The organism is Shewanella xiamenensis, from assembly GCF_014647135.1.
Classification (GTDB): Bacteria; Pseudomonadota; Gammaproteobacteria; order Enterobacterales; family Shewanellaceae; genus Shewanella; species Shewanella xiamenensis.
Genome location: NZ_BMOP01000010.1, coordinates 78,392 through 103,676, shown reverse-complemented (window position 1 = coordinate 103,676; position 25,285 = coordinate 78,392). Strand labels below are relative to the sequence as shown.

The window sequence follows — 25,285 nt, the reverse complement described above, 5'->3', positions numbered from 1 at the left end:
TTGATGACACAGAATCACGATCCCTATAGTGATGCAAAAGAACTTGCGAGCTTAACTTTAGGTAAAGCTACTGATTACCAAGCCGAGTATGATGCATCGCTGCTGCAAGGGGTTCCTCGCTCACTTAACCGTAACGCTATCAACCTGACTGCGGAGAGTTTACCTTTCCACGGAGCCGATATCTGGACGGCCTATGAGCTGTCTTGGCTAAATGCCAAGGGTAAACCTATGGTGGCTATCGCCGACATTCAGCTAAGTCATGCAAGCCAAAATCTGATCGAGTCAAAATCCTTCAAACTGTATTTAAACAGTTTTAATCAAACCAAGTTCGACAATATCGATGCGGTGCAAAAAACCTTAGTTAAAGATCTAAGTGAATGTGCCCAAGGCGATGTTAACGTTAAGATTATTGAGCCTAAAAGTTTTGGAATTCAACGTGTCGTCGAACTGCCAGGCACTTGCATTGACGATCTGGATATTGAAGTCAGTGATTATGATTTTAATCCTGATTATCTTGAAAACAGCACAGATGAAAAACAGATTGTCGCTGAGACACTCAATTCTAATCTATTGAAATCAAACTGCTTAATTACCTCTCAACCCGATTGGGGCAGTGTGATGATCCGTTATCAAGGGCCAAAAATCGATCGCGAAAAATTACTGCGCTATTTGATTTCGTTCCGCCAACATAATGAGTTTCACGAACAATGTGTCGAGCGAATTTTTGTCGACCTAAAACATTACTGTCACTGTGCTAAGTTAACTGTATACGCCCGCTACACCCGTCGTGGCGGCTTAGACATTAACCCCTACCGCAGTGACTTTGAGCATCCGGGTGAAAGCCACAGGTTAGCCAGACAGTAAATAGATTCCGTCTTAAAACAATAAGATAAACACGCAAAAAGCGCTGATTCACTCGCTACGAGCCTGAACCAGTGCTTTTTCATTTGTTGTCATGGTACTGGCACTGAGTAATAAACGTCGTAACCATTGATGGCTCGGGTTTTGGGTATATTTACTGCTCCACACCATATATAAATCAATTGGTCTTGTTTTTAGTGGCATAGGTAGTATTTGTAGGCCAAACATTTCAGCGTATTGACTGGCATAACGTAAAGGGGCAATACCTATCGCCTCACTTTTACCTACGGTTGCAAACATACTTAATAGAGAGGACTGTTCACTGTACATCCTGCGCCTTGGTAACACGCCTTCAGTAAACAAATCCCCCGCCGTCAAATTAAAACGCCGCAAATTTAAAAATACGTGTTTCTCCTCAAAATACTGTTGATGAGTAATGGCTCCATGAATACGAGGATGCTGCTTACTGGCAATACAGACTAAACGTTCAGTAAAGAGTAATTTACTTGAGAGCAAAGTTTGCTGCGCAGGTTTAATATCGATCGCCACCGCAACCCGCTCAAGCAAGATATCGCGATATAACTCAGCCTCCTGTGGCGGCGATTCACGAAAAATCACTTCGATATCCGCATCCAACAATAAAGCTTGTACACCTGCTTGCAGCGTTTCAATAACCGACTCATTGGCATATACATAAAAGCGCCGCTGGCTTGAGCGGGGATCAAAATGCTCAAACCCAAGTAATACGGTTTCGATATCGGCCATGGGTTGCTCAAACTTGCGATACATCTCTCGAGCTACTGCGGTTGGTTCAATTCCACGCCCAACCCGAGTAAACAGCGACTCTCCGACCCATACTCTCAATCGGCCAATGGCATTACTCACGGAAGACTGGGTTAAATCTAACTCCTGCGCCGCTTGGGTAAACGAACGTGTACGATAAACCACCATAAACACACGTAATAAGTTTAAATCTAACGGCTTTTGTGGCGGCATAGGGAAAACACTCATTCACAAGATAAATATTACAACCAAAGCTAACTCGAGTTATCTAAATATACAAGCTGGCTATACTCAAACCATCAACGACACAATCCCACTTATCGGTAGGTAAAATGATGCAAAAATCTTTGATGACAATCAGTATTCTCGCCAGCTTCTCCTTAAGCGCAGTCGCCGCTGAACACGAGCATGAACACATCAGCCTGCACTATCAAGGCAAGCCTGCTACCAAACAAACCATAGAGGTGAACAAGGCCACAGCAGCCACCCTTAACTTTACCGATAAAAAAGCCTTTGAAGCGTTTTCGAAGAATCTTATCGCCGAACTCGATGAACCTACGGCAGCGATTTTACGGGCCGATTTCAGCTTTATTGGCGATAAAACTCCTGACACAGTTAACCCGTCACTGTATCGTCAAGCCCAGCTGAATATGGTGTCTAACGGCTTATACAAGGTCACCGATGGCATCTATCAAGTGCGCGGCACCGACTTAGCCAACTTAACCCTTATCCGCGGTAAAACAGGCTGGATCCTGTATGACGTGCTACTCACCAAAGAATCGGCAAAGTTGTCCCTTGAATTTGCGCTTAAACATTTACCAGAGGGCAATGATTTACCTGTTGTCGCGATGATTTATTCCCACAGCCATGGAGATCATTTTGGCGGTTCCCGCGCCATTAAAGACATGTTTCCAAACGTCAAAGTCTATGGTTCCCATAACATCACCAAAGAAATTGTTGACGAAAACGTCCTCGCAGGAAATGCCATGAGCCGCCGCGCCGCCTATCAATATGGCGCCACATTAGAGCGAAACGAACAAGGCATTGTCGATGCCGCACTTGCCAAAGGCTTATCCAAAGGCGAAGTCACCTATGTAAAACCCGATATCACCCTTAACAGCAAAGATAAATGGGAAACGCTGACTATCGATGGTATCGAAATGGTGTTTATGGATGCCTCGGGCACAGAAGCTGCGTCGGAAATGGCCACCTATATTCCCTCAATGAAGGCTCTATGGACGGCTGAACTCACCTACCATGGCATGCACAACATTTACACCTTACGTGGGGCAAAAGTACGGGACGCCATCAAATGGTCTAAAGATATCAATGCGTTGCTAACACGCTTTGGTGATGATGCGCAGGTACTGTTTGAAGCACACTCCGCGCCCGTGTTTGGTAATACGGATGTCAACGCCTACTTAAGAATGCAAAGGGATAACTATGGCCTAGTCCATAATCAAACCCTGCGTTTAGCCAATAATGGTGTGGGTATTCAAGATATTGGCGATGCGATTCAAACCACAATCCCCAAAGCCGTTCGTGATACTTGGTATACCAATGGTTATCACGGCACCTATAGCCACAATGCTAAAGCCGTGTACAACATGTATTTAGGCTATTTTGATATGAATCCGGCCAACTTAAACCCACTACCCACAAAGGATGAATCCGCCAAATTTGTAGAGTATATGGGCGGCGCTAACGCCGTGCTTAAACATGCCAAAACCGACTATGCCAAAGGCGAATACCGTTTTGTAGCCACAGCACTCAATAAAGTGGTGATGGCAGAACCTAATAACACAGAAGCCAGACAATTACTTGCCGATACCTATGAGCAACTGGGTTATCAAGCCGAAGGCGCTGGCTGGCGCAATATTTATCTGACGGGTGCCCAAGAGTTACGCACAGGAGTCCAGCCCGGTGCACCTAAATCAGCCTCAGCTGATATTTTAGGTGAAATGGATATCTCAACCCTGTTTGACTTTCTCGCCGTCAAAGTCGATAGCATCAAGGCCGCTGAGCTTGGGCTGTTAAGGCTTAATGTGATTAATCCTGACACTAAAGAAACGCTCTATGTAGAGCTAAGCAATGGTAATTTAAGCAATATTCAAGTTGATAAGCCGATGGAGGCTGATACCAATCTTTATATTGATAAGCGTTATATTACCGGTATTTTACTCGGTAAAACGACCCTTAAAGACTTGCTGGCTAACGGCAGTGCCAAACTGGAAGGCGATAAAACCGCTTTCGGTAAAATTATGTCAACCTTAGTCCAGTTCGATGCCAACTTTGAAATTGTCCCACTACCACCGATTACCAAGTAGATAATTCAACGCCCTGAATATTCAGGGCGTTTTTATAGGATGAGGATGTGAAATTCACACAAGATTAGTTTGTAGAAGTCGTTGCAGCAGGAGTGGCTTTACACTCCAGTAATAACTGCTGAAAATGCGCGCCTAAATCCTGCTGAGCAAATTGCTCACTCGCCAGTGCCATTTGTTTAAGGCTTTGCATTGCTTGATCTAATCCTTGCTGCTCAATAAGGTTTTTCGCATAGGCCGCGGCATCGGCGCCCTTTTGCAGCAAGCTTGCCACTTGATCAAAACTCACCTCTTGTTCCATTAGCTTCTGTAGGTCGCCGAGTAATTCTGTCACCTTGGCCGACTCCACTAAGGCGCCTTCGACATTCACTAACTTACCTAAGGGATCTTGCGTCAGTTTCTCTGTCACACAGGCCGACACAGTGCCCGCAGCCGCACTTTGGGCGACCACATCGAGTCCGCGGCTGCGGATTTGCTCAACCACTTGTTGTAGTTGGGGATCTTGAGCAAGCCATGCCTGCTCTAATTGCTGTTTTTCATCGCCACCAAAGTAGCCACAGCCACCGAGCAGTAGCAAAGTGGTGGTCGATAAAAGGCATTTGAATTTCATGATTAACAACCTTGTCAGTGAGTTCTCTGGCGTGACTATAGCGAGCTAGGTTTAATCCAAAATGAAATATGAACGGAGGAATAACAAAGTCAGTGAAGGGACAAGAAACTGAATTAAAAGCAGTAATTCAAGAACGAAGGCTATCTAAGCCTTAGTGCGAAGGCCGCACTAGATGGCGGAGCATACCGCCAGTAATGCAGTGATACTGGTCAGCTGCATCGAAATAGTCACCTTCGCCAACCTGTTATCCTGCACTAAGCTGTCACCATCAACCAAGCTGAGCCCAAAACGATATTCCTCATCAAGTCGGCCAAAATAACTCCGCCAATGCTGGGCATGGGAGCTTGTGGCATTGAGTGCAGTTTCAGGTTCAATCAGCAGCTTAATATTGGAATAAAGTGGAATACGCGATGGGAGTTGAAGATAAGAACAGGGCATAGCTTGGCTCGGTAAAGCAAAGTTCTCATGTAGCTTGAGTTCAACCCAGTTCGGGGAGTCGACAGTTTGCAGCGCGCCACCATCAACCGCCAGCAAACTGTTTGGTGCTAAGTCAAAGGCAAAGGATTTCAGCGACTGCGCTAGGCCCAAACCCGTTGCCTTGATGTAGGATTCCTTGAGTGCCCAAAGATCAAAAAAGCGCTGCCGCTGCGCATCCTCGCCCTCAAGGGCTAATAAGCCTTCGGCTTCAATCGGGGAGAAATAATGATTAAGGATCGGGTAAATATGAGTACTGGCGCGGGAGCGCTCGATATCCACTCCCAAGCCTAGACGGGGCTTCGCTGTTATAACGGCTGCGTCCGTATCATCATCTTGCGCTAAGGCAATCAATAACCAGTCGCCACTGTGGCTTAAGTTAAACTCCATGCCAGTACACAGAAACTGCTCATGGCTGAGGCCGGGTTTGCCCTTTTCACCGTATTCAAAACACCAGTCCTGCGGCGCAATCAGTCGTTGGGAGGAGTAAGGTGAGGCTCCATCGCGAGATTGCAGTCCTTGGGATAAGACGCAGCGCAGCGCCGCTCGCACCAATAAGCCATTCATTTGTGCCTTGGGTGCCCGGTAACGCGCCACTTTAGCGCGCTCGTCCTCACTCAAGAGCGCCATACAGGCACTCGTGCTAGCCGCATCCATTTCGGTTAATGGTATAAAAAAAAGCTCAATATTCATTAATTTATCCCAACAACACCTGAGTTTAACGGCAGCCCTATTCTACTCAGTTCTGCTCGGCTGACGAACAATATCTGAACCTTACCAATAACCAACTGAATTTTAAAAACTATTTTTGATGAAATTGCATTTAGCTGCTTTGTTCGAAAACAATTTGATCATTAAAAAACCATTTCAAGTCCCATATGATTGTATCGAGCAAAAACCTAGGGTAATCTGCATCACCACTGTGTACTGTAAAACACCCAAAAACACGGGTTTTAAGCCTCTTTTAAGCATGAGTGTTGACTCAGTTTAAATAGCAATATCATGCAGTCCCGATAGATTATGTGGGGTGAAAATAATAATGATGGGACCGCACTAACAAGTATGAGTTTTCCAAAAGTCGACACTCAAGTTTCTGATAATGCTCGTATAAAGAAATTGAGCACAGATAAAAAGTCTCGCCATAACGCGGCAAGGCACCGTAATGCCACCACCACGCCGGAAATGCGCCACTTTATTCAGCAATCTGAATTGAGTGTCAGTCAGCTTGCCAAAATTTTAAATATTACCGAAGCCACAGTGCGTAAATGGCGTAAGCGCGAATCGATTAACGATAGCCCGAATACCCCGCATCACCTCAATACCACCCTCACCCCAATTGAAGAATATGTGGTAGTGGGACTGAGGTATCAGCTAAAACTGCCGCTCGATAGGCTACTTAAAGCGACGCAAACCTTTATTAATCCCAATGTGTCCCGCTCGGGGTTAGCCCGCTGCCTTAAGCGTTACGGGGTATCGCGCCTCGATGAGTTTGATCAAGAACTCGTTCCTAAACAGTATTTTAATCAATTACCGATTACCCAAGGCAGCGACGTACAAACCTATACGGTTAACTCCGAAACCTTAGCAAAAGCACTCGCTCTGCCAAGCACAGATGGCGACACCGTAGTGCAAGTGGTGTCATTAACGCTGCCACCGCAATTAACCGAAGCCGAGCCTAAATCAGTGCTCCTTGGTATAGATAGCAAGACAGATTGGATTTATATCGATATTTATCAAGACAGTAACACCCAAGCGGCCAATCGCTACATCGCCTATGTGCTGAAGGATGGGCCGTTTCATCTGCGTAAATTGCTGGTGCGCAACTACCACACATTTTTAGCCCGCTTTCCTGGCGTGCAAACCCCAAAAGCCCTCGCTAAATCCCTTAATAAGGCAACAGCCACCCGCTTTGCCAGTGGAGACTCTTTATGAGCCATACCCCATCACAGCCTCAATTATCAACCGATGAAAAAGCCGATAAGAGACTGAATAAACGCTTAAAAGATATGCCAATCGCCATCGTTGGCATGGCGAGTATCTTTGCGAACTCCCGCTATTTGAATAAATTTTGGGATTTAATTTGCGACAAGATTGATGCTATCACCGACGTGCCCAAATCCCACTGGTCGATTGATGACTATTACGATGCGGATAAGTCCAAGGCCGATAAGAGCTACTGCAAACGCGGTGGATTTATGCCTGAGGTCGACTTCAATCCGATGGAGTTTGGTCTGCCGCCCAATATTTTGGAACTCACCGACAGCTCACAATTACTCTCACTGGTCGTAGCCAAGGAAGTCCTACAGGATGCCAATCTGCCAGACGATTACGACCGTGACCGCATCGGCATCACACTCGGGATTGGCGGCGGTCAAAAACTAAGCCATAGCCTCAATGCGCGCCTGCAATACCCAGTGCTGAAAAAAGTATTTAAAAGCAGTGGCCTGAGCGATGAAGATAGCGAGCTGCTGATCAAAAAATTCCAAGATCAATATGTCCACTGGGAAGAAAACTCTTTTCCCGGCTCCCTTGGTAACGTGATTGCCGGACGCATCGCCAACCGTTTCGATTTAGGTGGAATGAACTGCGTCGTCGATGCCGCCTGCGCTGGTTCGCTTGCCGCCATGCGTATGGCGCTGACCGAACTGACCGAAGGTCGCAGCGACATGATGATTACCGGCGGTGTCTGTACCGACAACTCGCCCTACATGTATATGAGTTTCTCAAAGACGCCAGCCTTTACCACCAACGAACAGATTCAACCCTTCGATATCGACTCCAAGGGCATGATGATTGGCGAAGGGATCGGCATGGTCGCCTTAAAACGCCTCGACGATGCCGAGCGCGATGGCGACCGTATCTATGCGGTAATCAAAGGCGTAGGCGCATCATCGGACGGTAAATTTAAGAGCATTTATGCGCCGCGTCCCGAAGGCCAAGCCAAGGCATTAGAACGCGCCTATGATGACGCAGGCTTTGCGCCGCACACTGTAGGCTTGATTGAGGCCCACGGCACAGGCACAGCCGCAGGCGATGTGGCCGAATTCAATGGCTTAACCTCAGTATTCTCTAAGGATAATGAGCAGTTACAGCATATCGCTTTAGGCTCAGTTAAATCTCAGGTGGGTCATACTAAGTCCACCGCGGGCACGGCGGGTGTGATTAAAGCCGCATTGGCGCTGCACCATAAAGTCTTGCCGCCAACGATTAACGTTAGTCAGCCTAACCCAAAATTAAACATTACCCACTCGCCCTTTTATCTTAATACCGAGGCGCGCCCTTGGATCCAACGCAGTGACGATACGCCGCGCCGCGCAGGGATCAGCTCCTTCGGTTTTGGGGGCACTAACTTCCATTTAGTGCTCGAAGAATATCACCCGGAACACGCGCGCGATGAGGCCTATCGCCAACGCAGCGTGGCACAAAGCTGGCTATTTGCCGCTGCCGACAAAACCGCGCTGCTGAGCGAGTTAAAGTCCGCGCTGCAACAAGCAACCGCGGCTAAGGCAGAGCTTTCTGATGCGCACTTTGTTGCCTTTGCAAAAGCCTACGCCCTGCGTGAACTCCCCCCGCAATCGGCCCGTCTTGGCTTTATCGCCAAGGACTATGCCCAGTTACAGACTCTGTTAACCCAAGCGATAGCGCAGCTAGAATCCAATAGCGCCGAGAGCTGGCTGTTACCCTCAGGGATAAGTTTCCGCGCCCAAGCGCTGGTCAAGGATAACCACAAGGTTGCGGCCTTATTTGCCGGCCAAGGCTCGCAGTACCTGAATATGGGACTGGAAATTGCCAACAACTTCCCCGAGCTTCGTCGCCATATCCACGCCAGCGATAAAGTGTTTAGCGACCGTGGTGAGGCTTCGCTTTCAAGCGTGCTGTACCCGATCCCCGCCTTCGATGACGAATCCAGAAAAGCGCAGGAAAGTGCATTAACCAATACCCTTTATGCCCAAAGCGCCATCGGCGCGATCTCTATGGCGCAGTACACCCTGTTGACTCAGGCGGGTTTCGCCCCAGATATGCTCGCAGGTCATAGCTTTGGTGAGCTTTCGGCCCTCTGCGCCGCAGGAGTGATTTCCATGGATGACTACATCAAGCTTGCCTTTGAACGTGGACAGGCAATGGCGCAGTCACCTCAGGATGCCGACTCCAGTCGTGATGCTGGCATCATGTATGCCGTTATTCTTAAGCAAAAACAGGATATTGAAACTATCAACGATTGCCTTGCGCAGTTTGACGACGTCAAGATTGCCAACTACAACTCCCCCACTCAGTTGGTAATTGCAGGAGCTACCACAGCGACACAACAGGCCGCTAAGGCCATTGGCAAGTTAGGCTTTAAGGCGATAGCCCTGCCCGTTTCTGGCGCCTTCCACACGCCATTGGTTGCCCATGCGCAAAAGCCCTTTAGCGAAGCCATTGATAAGGCTCAGTTCAACACGCCAAAGATTGCCCTGTATGCCAATGGCACTGGTCAACTACACCCTACCGATGCCAACGCCATCAAAGCGGCCTTTAAAGATCATATGCTGCAATCGGTGCACTTTAGCGAGCAGCTAGAAGCCATGTATGCCGCTGGCGCACGGGTGTTTGTCGAGTTCGGCCCAAAAAACATTCTGCAGAAGTTGACAGAAAATACTCTCGCCGCGCAGTTAAACGAGCTTTGTCTTATCAGCATTAACCCGAATCCTAAAGCCGACTCCGATAGCCAACTGCGCAGCGCTGCGGTGCAACTGGCGGTTGCGGGGGTAAAACTGGGTGAGATTGACCCTTATCAAGCCGAATTGATTGCGCCAGCAACGCCTTCAGCCGTGAATATCAAGCTCAACGCGACCAACTACATCAGCCCAGCGACCCGCAACAAAATGGTCGACTCGCTGCAATCGGGCAAAATTACCAGCCAAGTGCAGTATGTGGATCGCCTCGTTGAGAAAGTGGTTGAAAAAGTCGTTGAAAAACCAGTGATTGTCGAAAAAATTCTAGAAAAGGTTGTCGAAGTGGAAAAACCAGTGGCACAAAATAGCAATACTATTCAACAGCAAACGCCTGCACAGCCAACCAGCTTTACCTCTGGACAGGCGAATCAAGATGCCTTGAGCGCCTTTTTTGCCGCCCAAACCCAGGCCGCGCAATTACATCAACAATTTTTAGCGATACCGCAGCAGTACGGCGATACCGTCAGTGCCCTGATGGCAGAGCAAGCCAAAATGGCAAGCCTTGGCATCGCTATTCCGGAGAGCCTGCAACGCTCGATGGAGCTTTTCCACCAGCATCAGGCACAAACCCTAAAGAGCCATGCTGAATTTATGCAATTGCAGACCAGCAGCAGCCAAGCGGCATTAGCCCTACTCGGCCAAATGCCTGCGCCTCAGGTTCAAGCCCCCATTCAAGCGGCACCAGTAGCGGTTGCACCAGTGGCAGTTACAGCGGCAAAACCTGTCGTTCCAGCACTGTCGCCCGTGGTTCAAGCGTTAGCCGCAGAGCCAAAAGCGACTGTTGCGCCTGTGAGTGAGCCCAAAGTTCAGCAACCACAAGTGCAAACTGTGGCGACAGCAACTCGCGCGCTTCCCTATAAGTCAGTCGTGCAGCAAATCGAGCACGCTATGCTCTCTGTGGTCGCCGATAAAACAGGCTATCCGGTTGAAATGCTGGAACTTAGCATGGATATGGAAGCCGACCTTGGTATCGATTCTATCAAGCGCGTGGAAATTTTAGGCACGGTACAAGACGAGTTACCCAACCTGCCAGAATTGAGTCCAGAAGATCTCGCCGAGTGCCGCACCCTAGGGGAAATTGTGGCGCTATTTAGCCAAGCGACTCCTGTACCCGCTGCGGCCACAGTCAGCCATGCGACACAAAGTGCAGTAGCAGCAAGTGCGGCGGTTTCTAGCGATGAAATTGAGCGCACTATGATGGCGGTGGTGGCCGACAAGACTGGCTATCCCGTGGAAATGCTGGAACTGAGCATGGATATGGAAGCCGATCTTGGTATCGACTCTATTAAGCGCGTGGAAATTTTAGGCACAGTGCAGGACGAATTGCCCAACCTGCCAGAACTGAGCCCAGAAGATCTCGCCGAGTGTCGCACCCTAGGGGAAATCGTTGCGCTATTTAGCCAAGCGGCTCCTGTACCCGCTTCTGCCACAGTTAGCCATGCGACACCAAATGCAGTACTCGCAAGTGCAGTAGCCACCAGCGCGGCGGTTTCTAATGATGAAATTGAACGCACTATGATGGCGGTCGTGGCCGACAAGACTGGCTATCCCGTTGAAATGCTGGAACTTGGCATGGATATGGAAGCCGACCTTGGGATCGATTCTATTAAGCGGGTGGAAATTCTAGGCACAGTACAAGACCAACTGCCAAACCTGCCAGAACTCAGCCCAGAAGATCTCGCTGAATGCCGCACCCTAGGGGAAATCGTGGCGCTCTTTAGCCAAGCAATTCCTGTAGTATCAACAGCCGTAACAGCTGCGGCCGCAGTTAGCCATGCGACACAAAGTGCAGTCGCTGCAAGTGCGGCGGTTTCAAATGATAAAATTGAGCGCACTATGATGGCGGTGGTAGCTGACAAGACGGGCTATCCCGTGGAAATGCTGGAACTTGGCATGGATATGGAAGCCGACCTTGGGATCGATTCTATCAAGCGCGTAGAAATTCTAGGCACAGTACAAGATGAATTACCGAACCTGCCAGAACTCTGCCCTGAAGATCTCGCCGAGTGTCGCACCCTTGGGGAAATTGTGACGCTCTTTAGCCAAGCAATTCCTCTAGTATCAACAGCCGTAACAGCTGCGGCCACTGTTAGCCATGCGACACAAAGTGTAGTAGCCGCAAGCGCGGCGGTTTCTAATGACGCGATTGAACGCACTATGATGGCGGTCGTTGCCGACAAGACGGGCTATCCCGTTGAAATGCTGGAACTCAGCATGGATATGGAAGCCGACCTAGGGATCGATTCTATTAAGCGTGTGGAAATTCTAGGCACAGTACAAGACCAACTGCCAAACCTGCCAGAACTGAGCCCTGAAGATTTAGCCGAATGTCGCACCTTGGGTGAGATTGTCGCCCTCTATGCTGGTTCGCAAGCATCAAGTGATGCGCTACAACAAAACCATGCTGCGCCAATTCAAGAGATTCAAGAGGCAACTGCAGAAACCGTCGAGGAAACCATCGACCTGCCGCCCCATAGTGAGGTGATGCTAAAAAAGTTGCCAGCGGCGGCTGAGTTAGCGCGCATCATAGCAACTAGCGATGTTCAACTGACGGCAAACAGTTACGTCGTTATCGGCGACGATGGCCACAACGCGGGGGTGATTGCCGAAAAGCTTCACGCCCAAGGCGTTAAAGTCGCGGTTGTACGCTCACCGAAAACGGTTGTGACCAGCGCATCGCCACTCGATAGCCATATTGCCAACTTCACGCTGAAGGCGATTGATGATGAAAGCATTTGTGAGGTCATCAATCAGATTGAAGAGCTTGGCCAAATCGCCGGTTTTATTCATCTGCAGCCACAGCATAAGTCCGTTGCCGATAAAGGTGCAGGCTTAGTGCTGGCAGACGAAGCCAAAGCCTCGGTCGAGCAAGCCTTCTTGTTCGCCAAGCACCTGCAACCGCTGTTAACTGAACGTGACTATTGCCGCTTTGTCACCGTTAGCCGTATCGACGGTGGCTTTGGCTATATTGGCATGGACGAGTCGGCAGGCGCCCTCATCAGTCAGAGTGAACTCAACCAAGCGGCGCTCTTTGGACTCACTAAAACCTTAAATCACGAGTGGCCAGGAGTGGTCTGCCGCGCACTGGATATCGCGCCAAACTTGGACGCTAAAACGGTCGCCAATGCGGTAGTGCAGGAATACTACCTCCAAGATGCGCCAGTCGAAGTCGGTATTGATAGCGAGCTTGAGCGCACCACCTTAGTTGCGGGCAATGCCGTGTTTCGCCGCAGAGGCCCGTCTCTCTCGTCTGCAGACAAAATCCTCGTCACAGGCGGCGCTAAGGGCGTCACCTTCGAGTGCGCCTTAAGTTTAGCGAAACGCTGCAAGGCACATTTTATCCTCGCGGGTCGCAGCGCCCATCAAGGGATCCCCGCTTGGGCTCAGGGTAAAAATAGCAACGAACTCAAAGCCGCAGCCATTGCGCACCTGCAAAGCCTGGGTGATAAACCCACACCCAAACAAGTGGATGCCTTAGTTTGGCCAGTACAAAGCAGCCTTGAAATCAGCCATGCCTTGCAGGCCTTTGAAGCCGTGGGCGCCAGCGCCGAATACTTAAGCCTAGATGTTAACAATCCTGCCGCCATTGCCAGCACTATTGCGCCTATCAGCGCTCTATCGCCCATCACAGGGATTATCCACGGCGCGGGCGTACTTGCCGATAAACATATTCAAGACAAAACCTTAAGCGAACTTGAACGCGTTTATGGCACTAAGGTGACCGGACTTAACAATCTGCTGTCGGCACTGGATCTTAGCCAGTTAACACTCGTCGCCCTATTCTCTTCTGCGGCGGGTTTTTACGGCAATACCGGTCAGAGCGACTACGCCATGTCTAACGACATTCTCAATAAGGCCGCGCTGCAACTTGCGCAGCAATTACCACAAGCCAAGGTGATGAGCTTTGACTGGGGCCCTTGGGATGGCGGCATGGTCAATCCTGCGCTGAAGAAGATGTTTATCGACCGCGGAGTTTATGTCATTCCACTCAAAGCAGGGGCCGAGTTATTTGCCAGCCAATTATTGAGTGATACTGGGGCGCAGCTGTTGGTCGGAACCGATATGCAGGGCAATACCGCAAATGCCGTTGAAGCTGCATCAGCAAAAAAGCCTGAAGCGGATCTAACCACGGCGTTAGATCCGCAGCCTATGGCCCAAAAGGTGCCGCAAAGCATTCGCGTCATGCGCAGCCTCGACCCTAAACGCATGAGCTTTATTGAGGATCATTGCATCAATGGTCATGCGGTGTTGCCAACGGTATGCGCCATCGATTGGATGCGTGAGGCCGCCAAGGCCCATTTAGGTAAGGCGGTGAGTGTCAGCGATTATCGACTGCTCAAGGGAATAATCTTCGATGAAGCGCTGCTTGCACGCAATGCACCTATTGAGCTCGAATTGATGCTGACGCCGCTTGCTGACGCTACACAACAATCGACTGAGGCGTTAGCCGCGCTGATAAGCTTTGAAGGTCGCCCGCAGTATCAGGCAGTGTTAGTAGCGCAGACGGATGATATGCCAGATGCGCAGCGTTTCGAGGTTGGCGAGTTGCATTCTCTGATGCAGGAGATGGCACAGCAACCCGCTATCGCGAGCCGCGAGTCGCTCTACAGTGATGGCACCCTGTTCCATGGCCCAAGACTGCAAGGCATAAGCGAAGTGCTCGCCTTTGATGATCAGCAGCTTATCGCTAAGGTAGCACTGCCAGCAGTGGCCTTAGACGACTGCGGCGAGTTTGCGCCAAAGCTTGAGGATAAAGGCACACAACCCTTTGCCGAAGATCTGTTATTGCAGGCCATGCTCGTGTGGGCGCGCCTTAAATATCAAGCGGCAAGCTTACCCAGTGCCATTGGCGAGTTCGTGTCCTATTCGCCCTTAGGTTTTGGCGAGAAGGCAGTATTAGTGCTGGATGTACTCAAGCATTCGTCCCGAACACTTGAAGCCAATATTGCGCTTTATCATCAAGATGGCCGATTAAGCTGCGAAATGAAACGGGCTAAGGTCACTGTCAGTAAGACGCTCAACCAAGCGTTTTTGGCCAATAAACCTCAGCAACAAACGCATGTGCTGGCAGCCGCCCAAAGCACGGCCGAGGTAAGTGTTAAGTGACACTCGACCCAAGCGCACATGCCGCATTAAGCAATGCGGCATTAAACAGTCCGCATCCCGATGCCAAGCCACTGCGAATAGCCGTATGGCTTGGTGATGGCTGGATGCAGAGTGTGCTTAGCCATGCACAAACCGATGTCAGCAAGCTGCAGCAGTTGATGGCTTGTCGAATTCAGCTCAATGTTGAAGATAAGCCACTGATTGATGAGCCATCTGATGAGCCAACACTGGTCGCCTTGATCACTGAGCTGCTCGCCCATATCGCGCAGAAACGGCTTGTTGAAATCCGCTTTGAATATCAACAGCAAGTCCGTAGTCTGTATCTGCTCGATGGACTTGTTGCGGCGCAGTTACACCTGCATGCCGAGGCTTATATTTCAGCATTAGCGCAAATCCAAGCTGAAACAGCCGAAGAAACAAATACAATCAATACAAATACCGTCGAGCGCTGCTTAAACAGCGCTTTTAGCTTGGCGAAACGCGATTGTGCTCAGGCGGTTAATTGCTACGCGCAGGCAGGCAATCTTGCCCGTCAGTTGAATGTATTATCTCAAGCGGTTAAGGCGTTAAGTCATCGAACGCTAGCAGGTATTACACCAATGCTTGATGCGACTGATGCAGCGCAACTTGCTGAACAATACGCTGAACAGCGCGCTGAAAAGCCCGTAAAAAACGCACAGAACGGCTATTGGTTTACCAAGCCCCATCAGGCAAGGGTGTTAAGCCTAAATCTCTTGAGTAATCCCTTGGATAATTTCTTGGGTAATCTCTTGGATAAGCCCCCTCAAGCGAGCATAACCCAAAGCCTTATCTTGACCCAAGGCACTCGGCTTATTGCTCAGCCATTACTCAATGCCAACAGACTGTTTATTCCCATCAGCGGCAATACACTTGGGTCTTTAACGGTTAAGTTATCGCAACTGATTGATTCATTGAACTTATCGTTAAACCAACCTGATACGGATTGGCTTAGCAGCCAAGGCCGTGATTGGTTTAAGCGCTATCAAGCAAAGGATGAATTGGCTTTAGTACTGATGGCGGACTCCCTTGAAGATCTAATGCAAGAAGCCAAGGCGATGCGCGCTTATATTGAAAAGATGCAACAGACTCCTTCGCCAACGCCATCGGCCAATCTAGCCTTTAAAACCCCTGCGGGCAGCTATTTTACGCCCTCGCCCTTCGGCGATACGGGCTTAACCTTTGTCTACCCCGGCGTCGGCACGGTTTACCCGAATATGTTCAGCGACTTGCATGGCTATTTCCCTGAGCTTTATCGCGAGCTTGAACGCGAAGGGGATTTAGCCGCCATGCTGCAGGCCGAGGCGATTTACCAAGGCACAAATAATACGAAAAGCGCAGAAAAAGATTCGGCAGAGATGAGCTTAAGCCAGCTTGCGATTAGCGGTGTTGGCGCGAGTTACCTATTTACTCAGCTGCTAACTCGAGTCTTTACTATCCAACCGCAACTCGCTCTGGGCTATTCCATGGGTGAAGCGGCCATGTGGGCAAGTTTGGATATCTGGCAAACGCCACATGCCCTGATTAACGCCACCCAAAACAGCGCCATCTTTAATCAGGAGATTTCAGGCTCACTGCTTGCGGTGCGCCGCGCTTGGCAGTTGAATGAAGATGCACCGCTAGTATGGAATAGCTTTTTAGTGCGAGCCTCTCGCGCCGAAATTAATGCCCTGCTAGCTGATTTTCCACGGGTTTATCTAGCCATCGAACAGGGCGATACCTGTATTCTCGCGGGCTGCGAAGCAAGCTGCTTACAACTCCTTAAAAGGCTGAATAAGCGTGGTATTGCCAGCAATAAAGTCACCGCCATGCATACTCCGCCCTCGCAGTCACAGCACAACGCTATCCAAGAGTTTTATACCTTGGGCTTAAAGGCGAATGCCTGCGAGCCTCAGGTGCGTTTTATTAGCGCGGCGCAGCAAAGCGCCGTCAGTATCGACAGCCAAAGCATTGCCAAAAGTATTGCCGACACCTTTTGTGCGCCGCTTAATTTTACCGCGCTGATTAACACTGCGTATCACCAAGGTGCGCGCTTATTTGTTGAGGTGGGCGCCGATCGGCAAACCAGCACACTTATCGATAAAATCGGCCGCCAACTAGAGTTGGGCGCCGATGGAGCTCAAGAACAAGTATTAGCCATGGCATGTAATGCCAAGGGCAGCGATACGATCACCAGTTTACTCAAATGCTTAGCTCAACTTATCAGCCATAGAGTGCCACTTTCCCTTGCGCCGCTTATGCCTCAATTGGCAGCTCAATCAGCAATGCACTCAGCAACTATCCATGCGGATAAGACTACAGCAAAAACGATAGCGCCACATTCTGCCAGCGCATTAGGCCATTATTCAAACGTATTCCAAGAAGGAGAACCCCTTTGAGTTCTCAAATGTATGTTCACCCGACTCTGCAACACAGCACCGCTGTGCCAAACGACCAGCGCCAAAGCTCAAAGGCGATGCCAAAGATTGCCATCGTCGGCCTTGCCGTCCAGTATCCCGATGCCGACACACCTGAGCAGTTTTGGCAAAATCTGCTGGATAAAAAAGATTCCCGCAGCCAAATCGACGCGGCCAAACTCAATGCCAATCCTCCTGATTACCAAGGGATTCAAGGCCAAGCCGACCGTTTTTATTGCGACAAGGGCGGCTATATCCGCAATTTTCGTTTTGACCCACAGGGTTATCAGTTGCCGCCGACGGCCTTTGACGGACTCGATGAAAGCTTTTTATGGGCATTAGATTGCAGTAAAAAAGCCCTGCTGGATGCGGGCGTGGATTTAACGGCGCCATTACTTGAACGCACAGGGATTGTAATGGGCACGTTGTCCTTCCCGACCGCAAGCTCCAATGAGCTGTTTTTACCGATTTATCATCAAGCGGTTGAAAAGGCATTAAAAACCAAGCTTAATCAACCCGAATTTGCCTTAGCGCCCTTCGTTAATGGTTCGATCGCGGCCACACAACAGGCAGCCAATGGTGCCATTGCCCATACGGCGTCTAAATTGTTAAGCGATGCCCTCGGCCTTGGCGGCGCACAGCTCAGTCTAGACGCCGCCTGCGCCAGCTCAGTCTATGCCCTCAAATTAGCCTGCGATTATTTAACCACGGGTAAGGCCGATATGATGCTCGCAGGCGCGGTATCGGGCGCCGATCCCTTCTTTATCAATATGGGATTCTCGATTTTCCATGCCTATCCAGATCATGGGATTTCGGCGCCTTTCGATAGCAATAGCAAAGGCTTATTCGCGGGCGAAGGCGCTGGCGTATTAGTGCTTAAGCGTTTAGAGGATGCCGAGCGCGATGGCGATAATATCTATGCTGTGGTCAGTGGTATTGGCTTATCGAACGATGGCAAGGGCCAATTTGTCTTAAGCCCCAACAGTAAGGGCCAAGTGCAAGCCTTCGAGCGTGCCTATGCCGCCGCCAACACCCACCCGAGCAATATCGAAGTGATTGAATGCCATGCCACCGGCACGCCGCTGGGGGATAAGGTTGAGCTCACCTCGATGGAGCGTTTTTTCGAAGATAAACTCGGCGGCACTAAGGCGCCGCTGATAGGTTCGGCCAAATCTAACCTTGGGCATTTGCTCACCGCCGCCGGCATGCCTGGGATCATGAAAATGATCTTCGCCATGCGCTCAGGCCATCTACCGCCAAGTATCAATTTAACGGCGCCGATTTCATCACCTAAGGGGCTGTTTAGCGGTAATAATCTTCCCACACAGCGTCAGGCTTGGCCCGATAAAGCGGGCAACGATCGTCGCCATGCGGGGGTGTCTGTATTTGGCTTTGGTGGCTGTAATGCCCATCTGTTGTTGGAGTCCTATCAACCGACAGCGCACAGCGCCGAGAAGCAAGCCAACAAACCTGTTTATCAGCAGCAAGCATTAACCGTTATCGGTATGGCGTCGCACTTTGGGCCTTTGGCCTCGATCAATGCACTAGATAAAGCGCTATTAAACCAAAAAGATGCCTTTATCACGCTGCCACCTAACCGCTGGAAAGGCTTAGATAAACACCCCGATATCCTTAAGCATTTTGGCCTAAATCGCGCGCCTAAAGGCGCCTATATTGAGCAGTTTGATTTTGACTTTTTACGCTTTAAAGTGCCGCCTAATGAGGATGACAGGCTCATCTCCCAGCAATTGTTGCTGATCAAAGTCGCCGACGAAGCGATTCGCGATGCCAAGTTAACCGCGGGCAGCAAGGTCGCGGTGTTAGTGGCGATGGAAACCGAGCTAGAGCTGCACCAATTCCGTGGCAGGGTGAATTTGCACACCCAACTTGCAGATAGCTTAAAGAAACAAGGCGTTCACCTCTCCAATGATGAATACCTTGCCCTCGAAGCCATCGCCATGGACAGCGTGCTCGATGCCGCCAAGCTCAATCAATACACCAGCTTTATTGGCAATATTATGGCGTCGCGCATCGCCTCGCTGTGGGACTTTAACGGCCCGGCCTTTACCATTTCAGCCGCCGAACAATCGGTCGCTCGCTGTATCGATGTGGCGCAAAACTTACTGTCCCAAGAGGCCCTCGATGGCGTTGTGATTGCCGCCGTGGATTTAAGCGGCAGTGTTGAACAGGTCATATTGAAAAACGCTCAAATCGCCGTTGATCTCGATGCCGACAGCGCGAATCCACAGTGGAAGGTGGGTGAAGGCGCGGGCGCTATCGTGCTGACAAACCAGCAAACGAGTCACAGTCAACAAACGAGTAACAGTTCTCAAAAGGGCTACGGCCAAATTCGTGCTCAAGCATTTGGCACACATCATCAGCTGCCCAAGCTGCTTGATTCGCTGATAACCGAAACGGCTATCGCCAATCCTTCAGTGCCCGCTGCCATTCATATGGTTGAGCAATGTATTGCCCCAGAAGAGCAACAGCCAGCGGAGCAGCTATTAGCGCAGCTTAATCTTATGGGCACGCCATGCAATCGAGTCGCCAATACCCTTGGGCATAACTTTGCCGCTGCGGGTATGGCCAGTCTTTTGAGTGCCCTGTTAAGCCTAAAGAACGGGTCTGCGGCTTCGGATAAAAACACCGAAAAACAGGCATTAGTATCTACCCAAAGCCAAGGGGTGAGTTCGCTGCTGCTGTTAAGCCAAACGGCAACGCAGGCGGCGCAACTAGAACTGCGCCTTGAGCAAGATTTAACCTTGAGTGAGCAAAAGCATTTAATCAAACCCGTGACGCTAGGTGGCCGCGATATCTATCAACATATTGTGGATACGCCGCTGCCCGCACTTGCCGCCATCCAAGGCAAAATGCACCAGTTGCAGCCTGTCGCACCGCAGGCGACACAAACGGTGCCCAGACTACAAGCTGCACTTGATACCACGGCTGAAAACGCCACCCCATTTGCCACACCAATAGCAGTAGAGAGCGGTATGTCATCTAATGCACCACACCAATATTTGGCGGCTCCCTTGGCGCAGGATAGCGCGGCACTGTTGCAAAACCAGCAACTGTTGCAAAACCAGCAATTGGCCCGCGAGGCGCACTTAGCCTTTTTACAGAGCCGTGAGCAAGGGCTCAAACTGGCCGATGCGCTGTTAAAAGCGCAATTGTCGCAGACGACACAAATGGGGTCTGTTGCACCTCATGTTGCCACCAGCGCGAATGTTGCTCCCATTGCAGCTCAGCAAGCTGTATCAGTCCCAGAACTAAAACCAGATCACGCAAATGTCGCTCCCTATACGCCACCCATTCCTGCGGCTAAGCCCTGCATTTGGAACTATCAGGATCTGGTGGAATACGCCGAGGGTGACATTGCCAAGGTCTTTGGCGCCGATTACGCCATTATCGATAGCTACGCACGCCGCGTGCGCCTGCCGACCTCGGATTATCTGCTGGTCTCGCGGGTAACTAAGCTCAACGCGCAAATGAACCGCTATCAACCGAGCACTATGACCACAGAGTACGATATTCCCGTGGATGCGCCCTTCTTGGTCGATGGCCAAATTCCTTGGGCGGTGGCGGTCGAATCGGGTCAGTGCGACTTAATGCTGATCAGCTACTTAGGTATCGATTTTGAAAACAAAGGCGAGCGCGTCTATCGCTTGCTCGACTGCACCCTCACCTTCCTTGGGGATCTGCCCCGCGGTGGCGACACCCTGCGCTACGATATCTCCATCAACCACTTTGCCCGCAATGGCGATACCCTGCTGTTTTTCTTCTCCTACGAATGTTTCGTGGGCGATAAGCTGATCCTAAAAATGGACGGCGGCTGCGCGGGATTCTTTACCGATAAAGAACTGGCCGATGGCAAAGGGGTGATCCGCACCGAGGCCGAAATTAAGCTGCGCGAGCAGGCACAAATTGCACTGGCCAATGAATATGCCCGAAACGGCAATCAGCCACGCTTCACACCGCTACTTAGCTGCGCGCAAACGGCCTTTAGCTACGGCCAAATCCATCGCCTGCTGAGCGCCGACATTGGCGGCTGTTTCGGCGGTGAGCATGCAGCCCATCAAGCAAAGTTTGGTCTCCAGCCTTCACTGTGCTTCGCCTCGGAAAAATTCCTGATGATAGAACAAGTCAGCAAGCTCGACGTGCATGGCGGCGCATGGGGCTTAGGCTTGATTGAAGGTCACAAGCAATTAGCCCCCGACCATTGGTATTTCCCCTGCCATTTCAAGGGCGACCAAGTGATGGCAGGCTCCCTCATGGCCGAAGGTTGTGGTCAGTTACTGCAATTCTTTATGTTGCATATTGGTATGCATGCTAATACACAAGCAGGTAGCGTCACGAACGGCCGTTTCCAACCCCTTGAAAACGCATCGCAAAAAGTACGCTGCCGCGGTCAGGTATTGCCACAATCTGGCACGCTCACCTATCGCATGGAAGTCACCGAAATTGGCATGAGCCCTCGGCCCTATGCCAAGGCGAATATCGATATTCTGCTCAATGGTAAAGTGGTGGTGGATTTCCAAAACCTCGGGGTGATGATTAAAGAAGAAGCGGATTGCACCCGCTATTCGCAAAGCCATTCTTCACTGGGCAGATCTTCGCAAAGCAGTTCTTCACAGAGTAATGATGCCCAAGCAGCAAATATCGCAATCCTCGCGGAACAAGCGCCGCTGATGGCGCAAATCCCAGATATGGCCGCTCCCGTAAATAAAGGCGTTGTGCCACTAAAACATGTGAGTGCGCCGATTGCGCCAGCAGGCTCTAAGTACGCCAACCGCGTGCCCGACACCCTGCCGTTTACGCCTTACCATTTGTTTGAGTTTGCCACCGGCGATATTGAAAACTGCTTCGGCCCCGATTTTAGTATTTACCGTGGCTTAATCCCGCCGCGCACGCCCTGCGGCGATCTGCAACTCACCACCCGCGTGGTGGCCATTGAGGGCAAACGTGGCGAGCTGAAAAAGCCATCCTCCTGTATTGCCGAGTATGAAGTGCCCAGCAACGCGTGGTATTACGCTAAAAACAGCCACCCGAGTGTGATGCCCTATTCTGTGCTGATGGAAATATCATTGCAGCCAAATGGCTTTATCTCGGGTTATATGGGTACGACCTTAGGCTTCCCGGGACAGGAATTATTCTTCCGCAACCTCGACGGCAGTGGCAAGTTACTGCGCGAAGTGGATTTACGCGGTAAGACCATAGTCAACGATTCGCGCCTACTGTCCACCGTGATTGCTGGCAGCAATATCATTCAAAACTTTAGTTTCGAACTGAGCTGCGATGGCGAGCCCTTCTACCGTGGTAATGCGGTTTTCGGTTACTTTAAGGCCGATGCGCTTAAAAACCAGTTGGGGATCGACAATGGTAAAATTACCCAAGCCTGGCACATTGAGCGCGGTATCAAAGCCGACAGCCAAATCAATCTGTTAGATAAAAATGGCCGCTGTTTTGTGGCGCCGCAGGGCAAGCCACACTACCGCCTCGCGGGTGGTCAGCTGAACTTTATCGACAAGGCTGAGATTGTAAAAACTGGCGGTAAGAAGGGACTGGGATACTTATACGCCGAGCGCACTATTGACCCGAGCGATTGGTTCTTCCAATTCCATTTCCATCAGGACCCGGTAATGCCAGGCTCCCTAGGCGTCGAGGCGATTATCGAATTACTGCAAACCTATGCCATAGACCAAGACCTAGGCGCAGGCTTCAATAATCCGAAATTTGGCCAAATTCTGTCAGAAATTAAATGGAAGTATCGCGGTCAAATTAATCCATTAAACAAACAGATGTCGCTAGATGTGCATATCACCAGCATTGAAGATAAAGACGGCAAACGCATCATCAAGGGCGATGCCAACCTGAGTAAGGATGGCCTGCGCATTTATGAGGTAACCGATATCGCAATCTGTATCGAAGAGGCATAGCGCTAGCGACTACATTGCAGCATTAACGATAGTTAGCTTAAGAACAATTAGCTTAAAAACAATTGGTTTCAGAACAATAGACTGCCGCAGTGCAAGGGAATAACCCCACTGCGGCAAACAAATTCAGGCCCCAAACACCTAAAAGTGAAAAGCCCAAATGACGAATACCACACTCGATAATAACGCTCTCGATAATAACGCTCTCGATAATAATAAGCTCAGTCCTTGGCCATGGCAGGTTGATGAAGCCGCCATCAGCTTCGATATCGATTCCCTTGGCAAAAAGCTTAAAGATCTCAATCAAGCCTGTTACTTAGTCAATCATGCCGAGAAAGGCCTAGGCATTGCCCAAAGCGCCGAGGTGGTCGGTCTTGCTGAACCACAATCCAGCAATGGGTTGCATCTGGTGAGTGCCTTCGCCCCCGCCCTTGGCACCCAAAGCTTGGGCGATAGTAATTTTCGCCGCATGCATGGGGTAAAATACGCCTACTACGCGGGCGCCATGGCTAACGGTATCGCCTCGGAAGAGTTAGTTATCGCCTTAGGTCAGGCGGGCATTTTGTGCTCCTTTGGCGCGGCAGGGTTAATTCCGTCGCGCGTTGAAGCCGCGATTAAACGCATTCAAGCGGCATTGCCCAATGGCCCCTACGCCTTTAACCTCATTCACAGCCCGAGTGAGCCAGCGCTTGAGCGTGGCAGTGTCGAACTCTTCCTTAAACATCAAGTACGTACGGTTGAAGCCTCGGCCTTCTTGGGCTTAACGCCGCAAATCGTTTATTACCGCGCCGCAGGCCTGAGCCGCGATGCCAACGGCGAGATTGTGATTGGCAACAAAGTGATTGCGAAAATCAGCCGTACCGAGGTGGCGACCAAGTTTATGGAGCCCGCCCCCGTTAAGATGCTGCAACAATTAGTGAACGATGGGCTTATCAGCGAAGAGCAAATGTTGATGGCGCAATCTGTCCCTATGGCCGATGACATTACCGCCGAAGCCGACTCTGGCGGCCACACCGACAATCGCCCTCTGGTCACGCTATTGCCGACCATTTTGGCGCTCAAAGATACCATTCAAGCCAAGTATCAGTACAAAACGCCGATCCGTGTGGGCGCAGGTGGTGGGATCGGCACACCCGATGCGGCGCTGGCGACCTTCAATATGGGCGCGGCCTATATTGTCACTGGCTCAATCAACCAAGCTTGCATTGAGGCGGGAGCCAGCGAACACACCCGTAAATTACTCGCCACCACTGAAATGGCGGATGTGACTATGGCGCCCGCCGCCGATATGTTCGAAATGGGCGTTAAGTTACAAGTGGTTAAGCGCGGCACTCTATTCCCAATGCGCGCTAATAAGCTCTACGAGATTTACACCCGCTACGACTCAATTGAGGCGATTCCGGCAGAGGAAAGACAAAAGCTGGAAGAGCAAGTGTTTCGCGCCTCATTAGATGAGATTTGGGCAGGTACTGTGGCACACTTTAATGAACGCGATCCTAAGCAAATTGAACGCGCGCTGGATAACCCAAAACGCAAAATGGCACTGATTTTCCGTTGGTATTTGGGTCTTTCGAGCCGCTGGTCGAATACGGGTGAAGTTGGCCGCGAAATGGATTACCAAATCTGGGCTGGTCCCGCCCTCGGCGCCTTTAATGCCTGGGCTAAAGGCAGTTATTTAGATGATTACCGCGAGCGTAATGCGGTCGATTTGGCGAAACATTTAATGCAAGGCGCAGCCTACCAAGCACGAATTAACCTGCTGTTATCCCAAGGGGTAAGTATTCCAGTCAGCCTGCAACGCTGGAAACCACTGCAACGCTGCTAATTCGCTTTGCTAAATCGTATTGAGCGGGTTAAGTGAAAACTTAACCCGCTTTTTTTGGGGTTAAATTGGGGGGTTAAATTTGGGGTTTCATTTTTGGTTCGATTACGGGTTCAGTTCCGCTTAGCATTGTTGCTGCCAATCAATTGAATAAATAATGCAAAAAGCTGGTTGGAATTCAGTTTCCGCTCGGCATTGTCACTTCAGTGGCACGCCGTAAACCCATCCCTGGGGGCTCAACGG

General features: G+C 50.3%; 10 protein-coding genes. 7 read left to right on the top strand and 3 right to left on the bottom strand.

The window, feature by feature from the left end; all coding sequences use genetic code 11:
• The first annotated feature begins 3 nt into the window (after positions 1–3).
• Positions 4–864, top strand: coding sequence for an NADPH-dependent 7-cyano-7-deazaguanine reductase QueF (gene queF, locus IEY09_RS10950; RefSeq protein WP_188871049.1), 861 nt, complete (start codon positions 4–6; stop codon positions 862–864).
• A 48-nt stretch (positions 865–912) separates the two neighbouring features.
• Here the strand turns inward: queF and IEY09_RS10945 are convergent, their stop codons facing one another.
• Positions 913–1,857, bottom strand: a complete 945-nt coding sequence (locus tag IEY09_RS10945; protein WP_188871047.1) for a LysR family transcriptional regulator — start codon at positions 1,855–1,857, stop codon at positions 913–915.
• A gap of 122 nt (positions 1,858–1,979) precedes the next feature.
• On the opposite strand from IEY09_RS10945, the gene IEY09_RS10940 reads away from it, so the two are divergent.
• Positions 1,980–3,971, top strand: a complete 1,992-nt coding sequence (locus IEY09_RS10940; protein ID WP_188871075.1) for an alkyl/aryl-sulfatase — start codon at positions 1,980–1,982, stop codon at positions 3,969–3,971.
• A 64-nt stretch (positions 3,972–4,035) separates the two neighbouring features.
• Here the strand turns inward: IEY09_RS10940 and IEY09_RS10935 are convergent, their stop codons facing one another.
• Together IEY09_RS10935 and IEY09_RS10930 are read right to left on the bottom strand one after the other, a co-directional pair.
• A complete protein-coding gene (locus IEY09_RS10935; protein ID WP_188871045.1) occupies positions 4,036–4,578 on the bottom strand; it encodes a hypothetical protein in 543 nt (180 codons plus the stop codon).
• Between the two features lie 168 nt (positions 4,579–4,746).
• On the bottom strand, positions 4,747–5,745 hold the full coding sequence (locus tag IEY09_RS10930; protein WP_188871044.1) for a 4'-phosphopantetheinyl transferase family protein: 999 nt from the start codon (positions 5,743–5,745) through the stop codon (positions 4,747–4,749).
• Positions 5,746–6,114: 369 nt separating this feature from the next.
• Here IEY09_RS10930 and IEY09_RS10925 point away from each other — a divergent pair, with 369 nt between their 5' ends.
• From IEY09_RS10925 to pfaD, 5 genes are all read left to right on the top strand, one after another.
• On the top strand, positions 6,115–6,984 hold the full coding sequence (locus IEY09_RS10925; RefSeq protein ID WP_188871042.1) for a helix-turn-helix domain-containing protein: 870 nt from the start codon (positions 6,115–6,117) through the stop codon (positions 6,982–6,984).
• The gene (locus tag IEY09_RS10920; RefSeq protein WP_188871040.1) at positions 6,981–14,873 is read left to right on the top strand and encodes a type I polyketide synthase; all 7,893 of its coding nucleotides are present in this window, start codon (positions 6,981–6,983) and stop codon (positions 14,871–14,873) included. The genes IEY09_RS10925 and IEY09_RS10920 overlap by 4 nt, the downstream gene beginning before the upstream one ends.
• Positions 14,874–14,977: 104 nt before the next feature.
• Complete coding sequence (locus IEY09_RS10915) at positions 14,978–17,269, top strand: PfaB family protein (RefSeq protein WP_188871073.1); 2,292 nt, start codon at positions 14,978–14,980, stop codon at positions 17,267–17,269.
• A gap of 8 nt (positions 17,270–17,277) precedes the next feature.
• Positions 17,278–23,223: a hotdog fold thioesterase gene (locus tag IEY09_RS10910; RefSeq protein WP_188871071.1), complete on the top strand. Its 5,946-nt coding sequence runs from the start codon at positions 17,278–17,280 to the stop codon at positions 23,221–23,223.
• Between the two features lie 157 nt (positions 23,224–23,380).
• Positions 23,381–25,045, top strand: coding sequence for an eicosapentaenoate synthase subunit PfaD (gene pfaD / locus IEY09_RS10905; protein ID WP_188871038.1), 1,665 nt, complete (start codon positions 23,381–23,383; stop codon positions 25,043–25,045).
• Positions 25,046–25,285 lie beyond the last annotated feature (240 nt).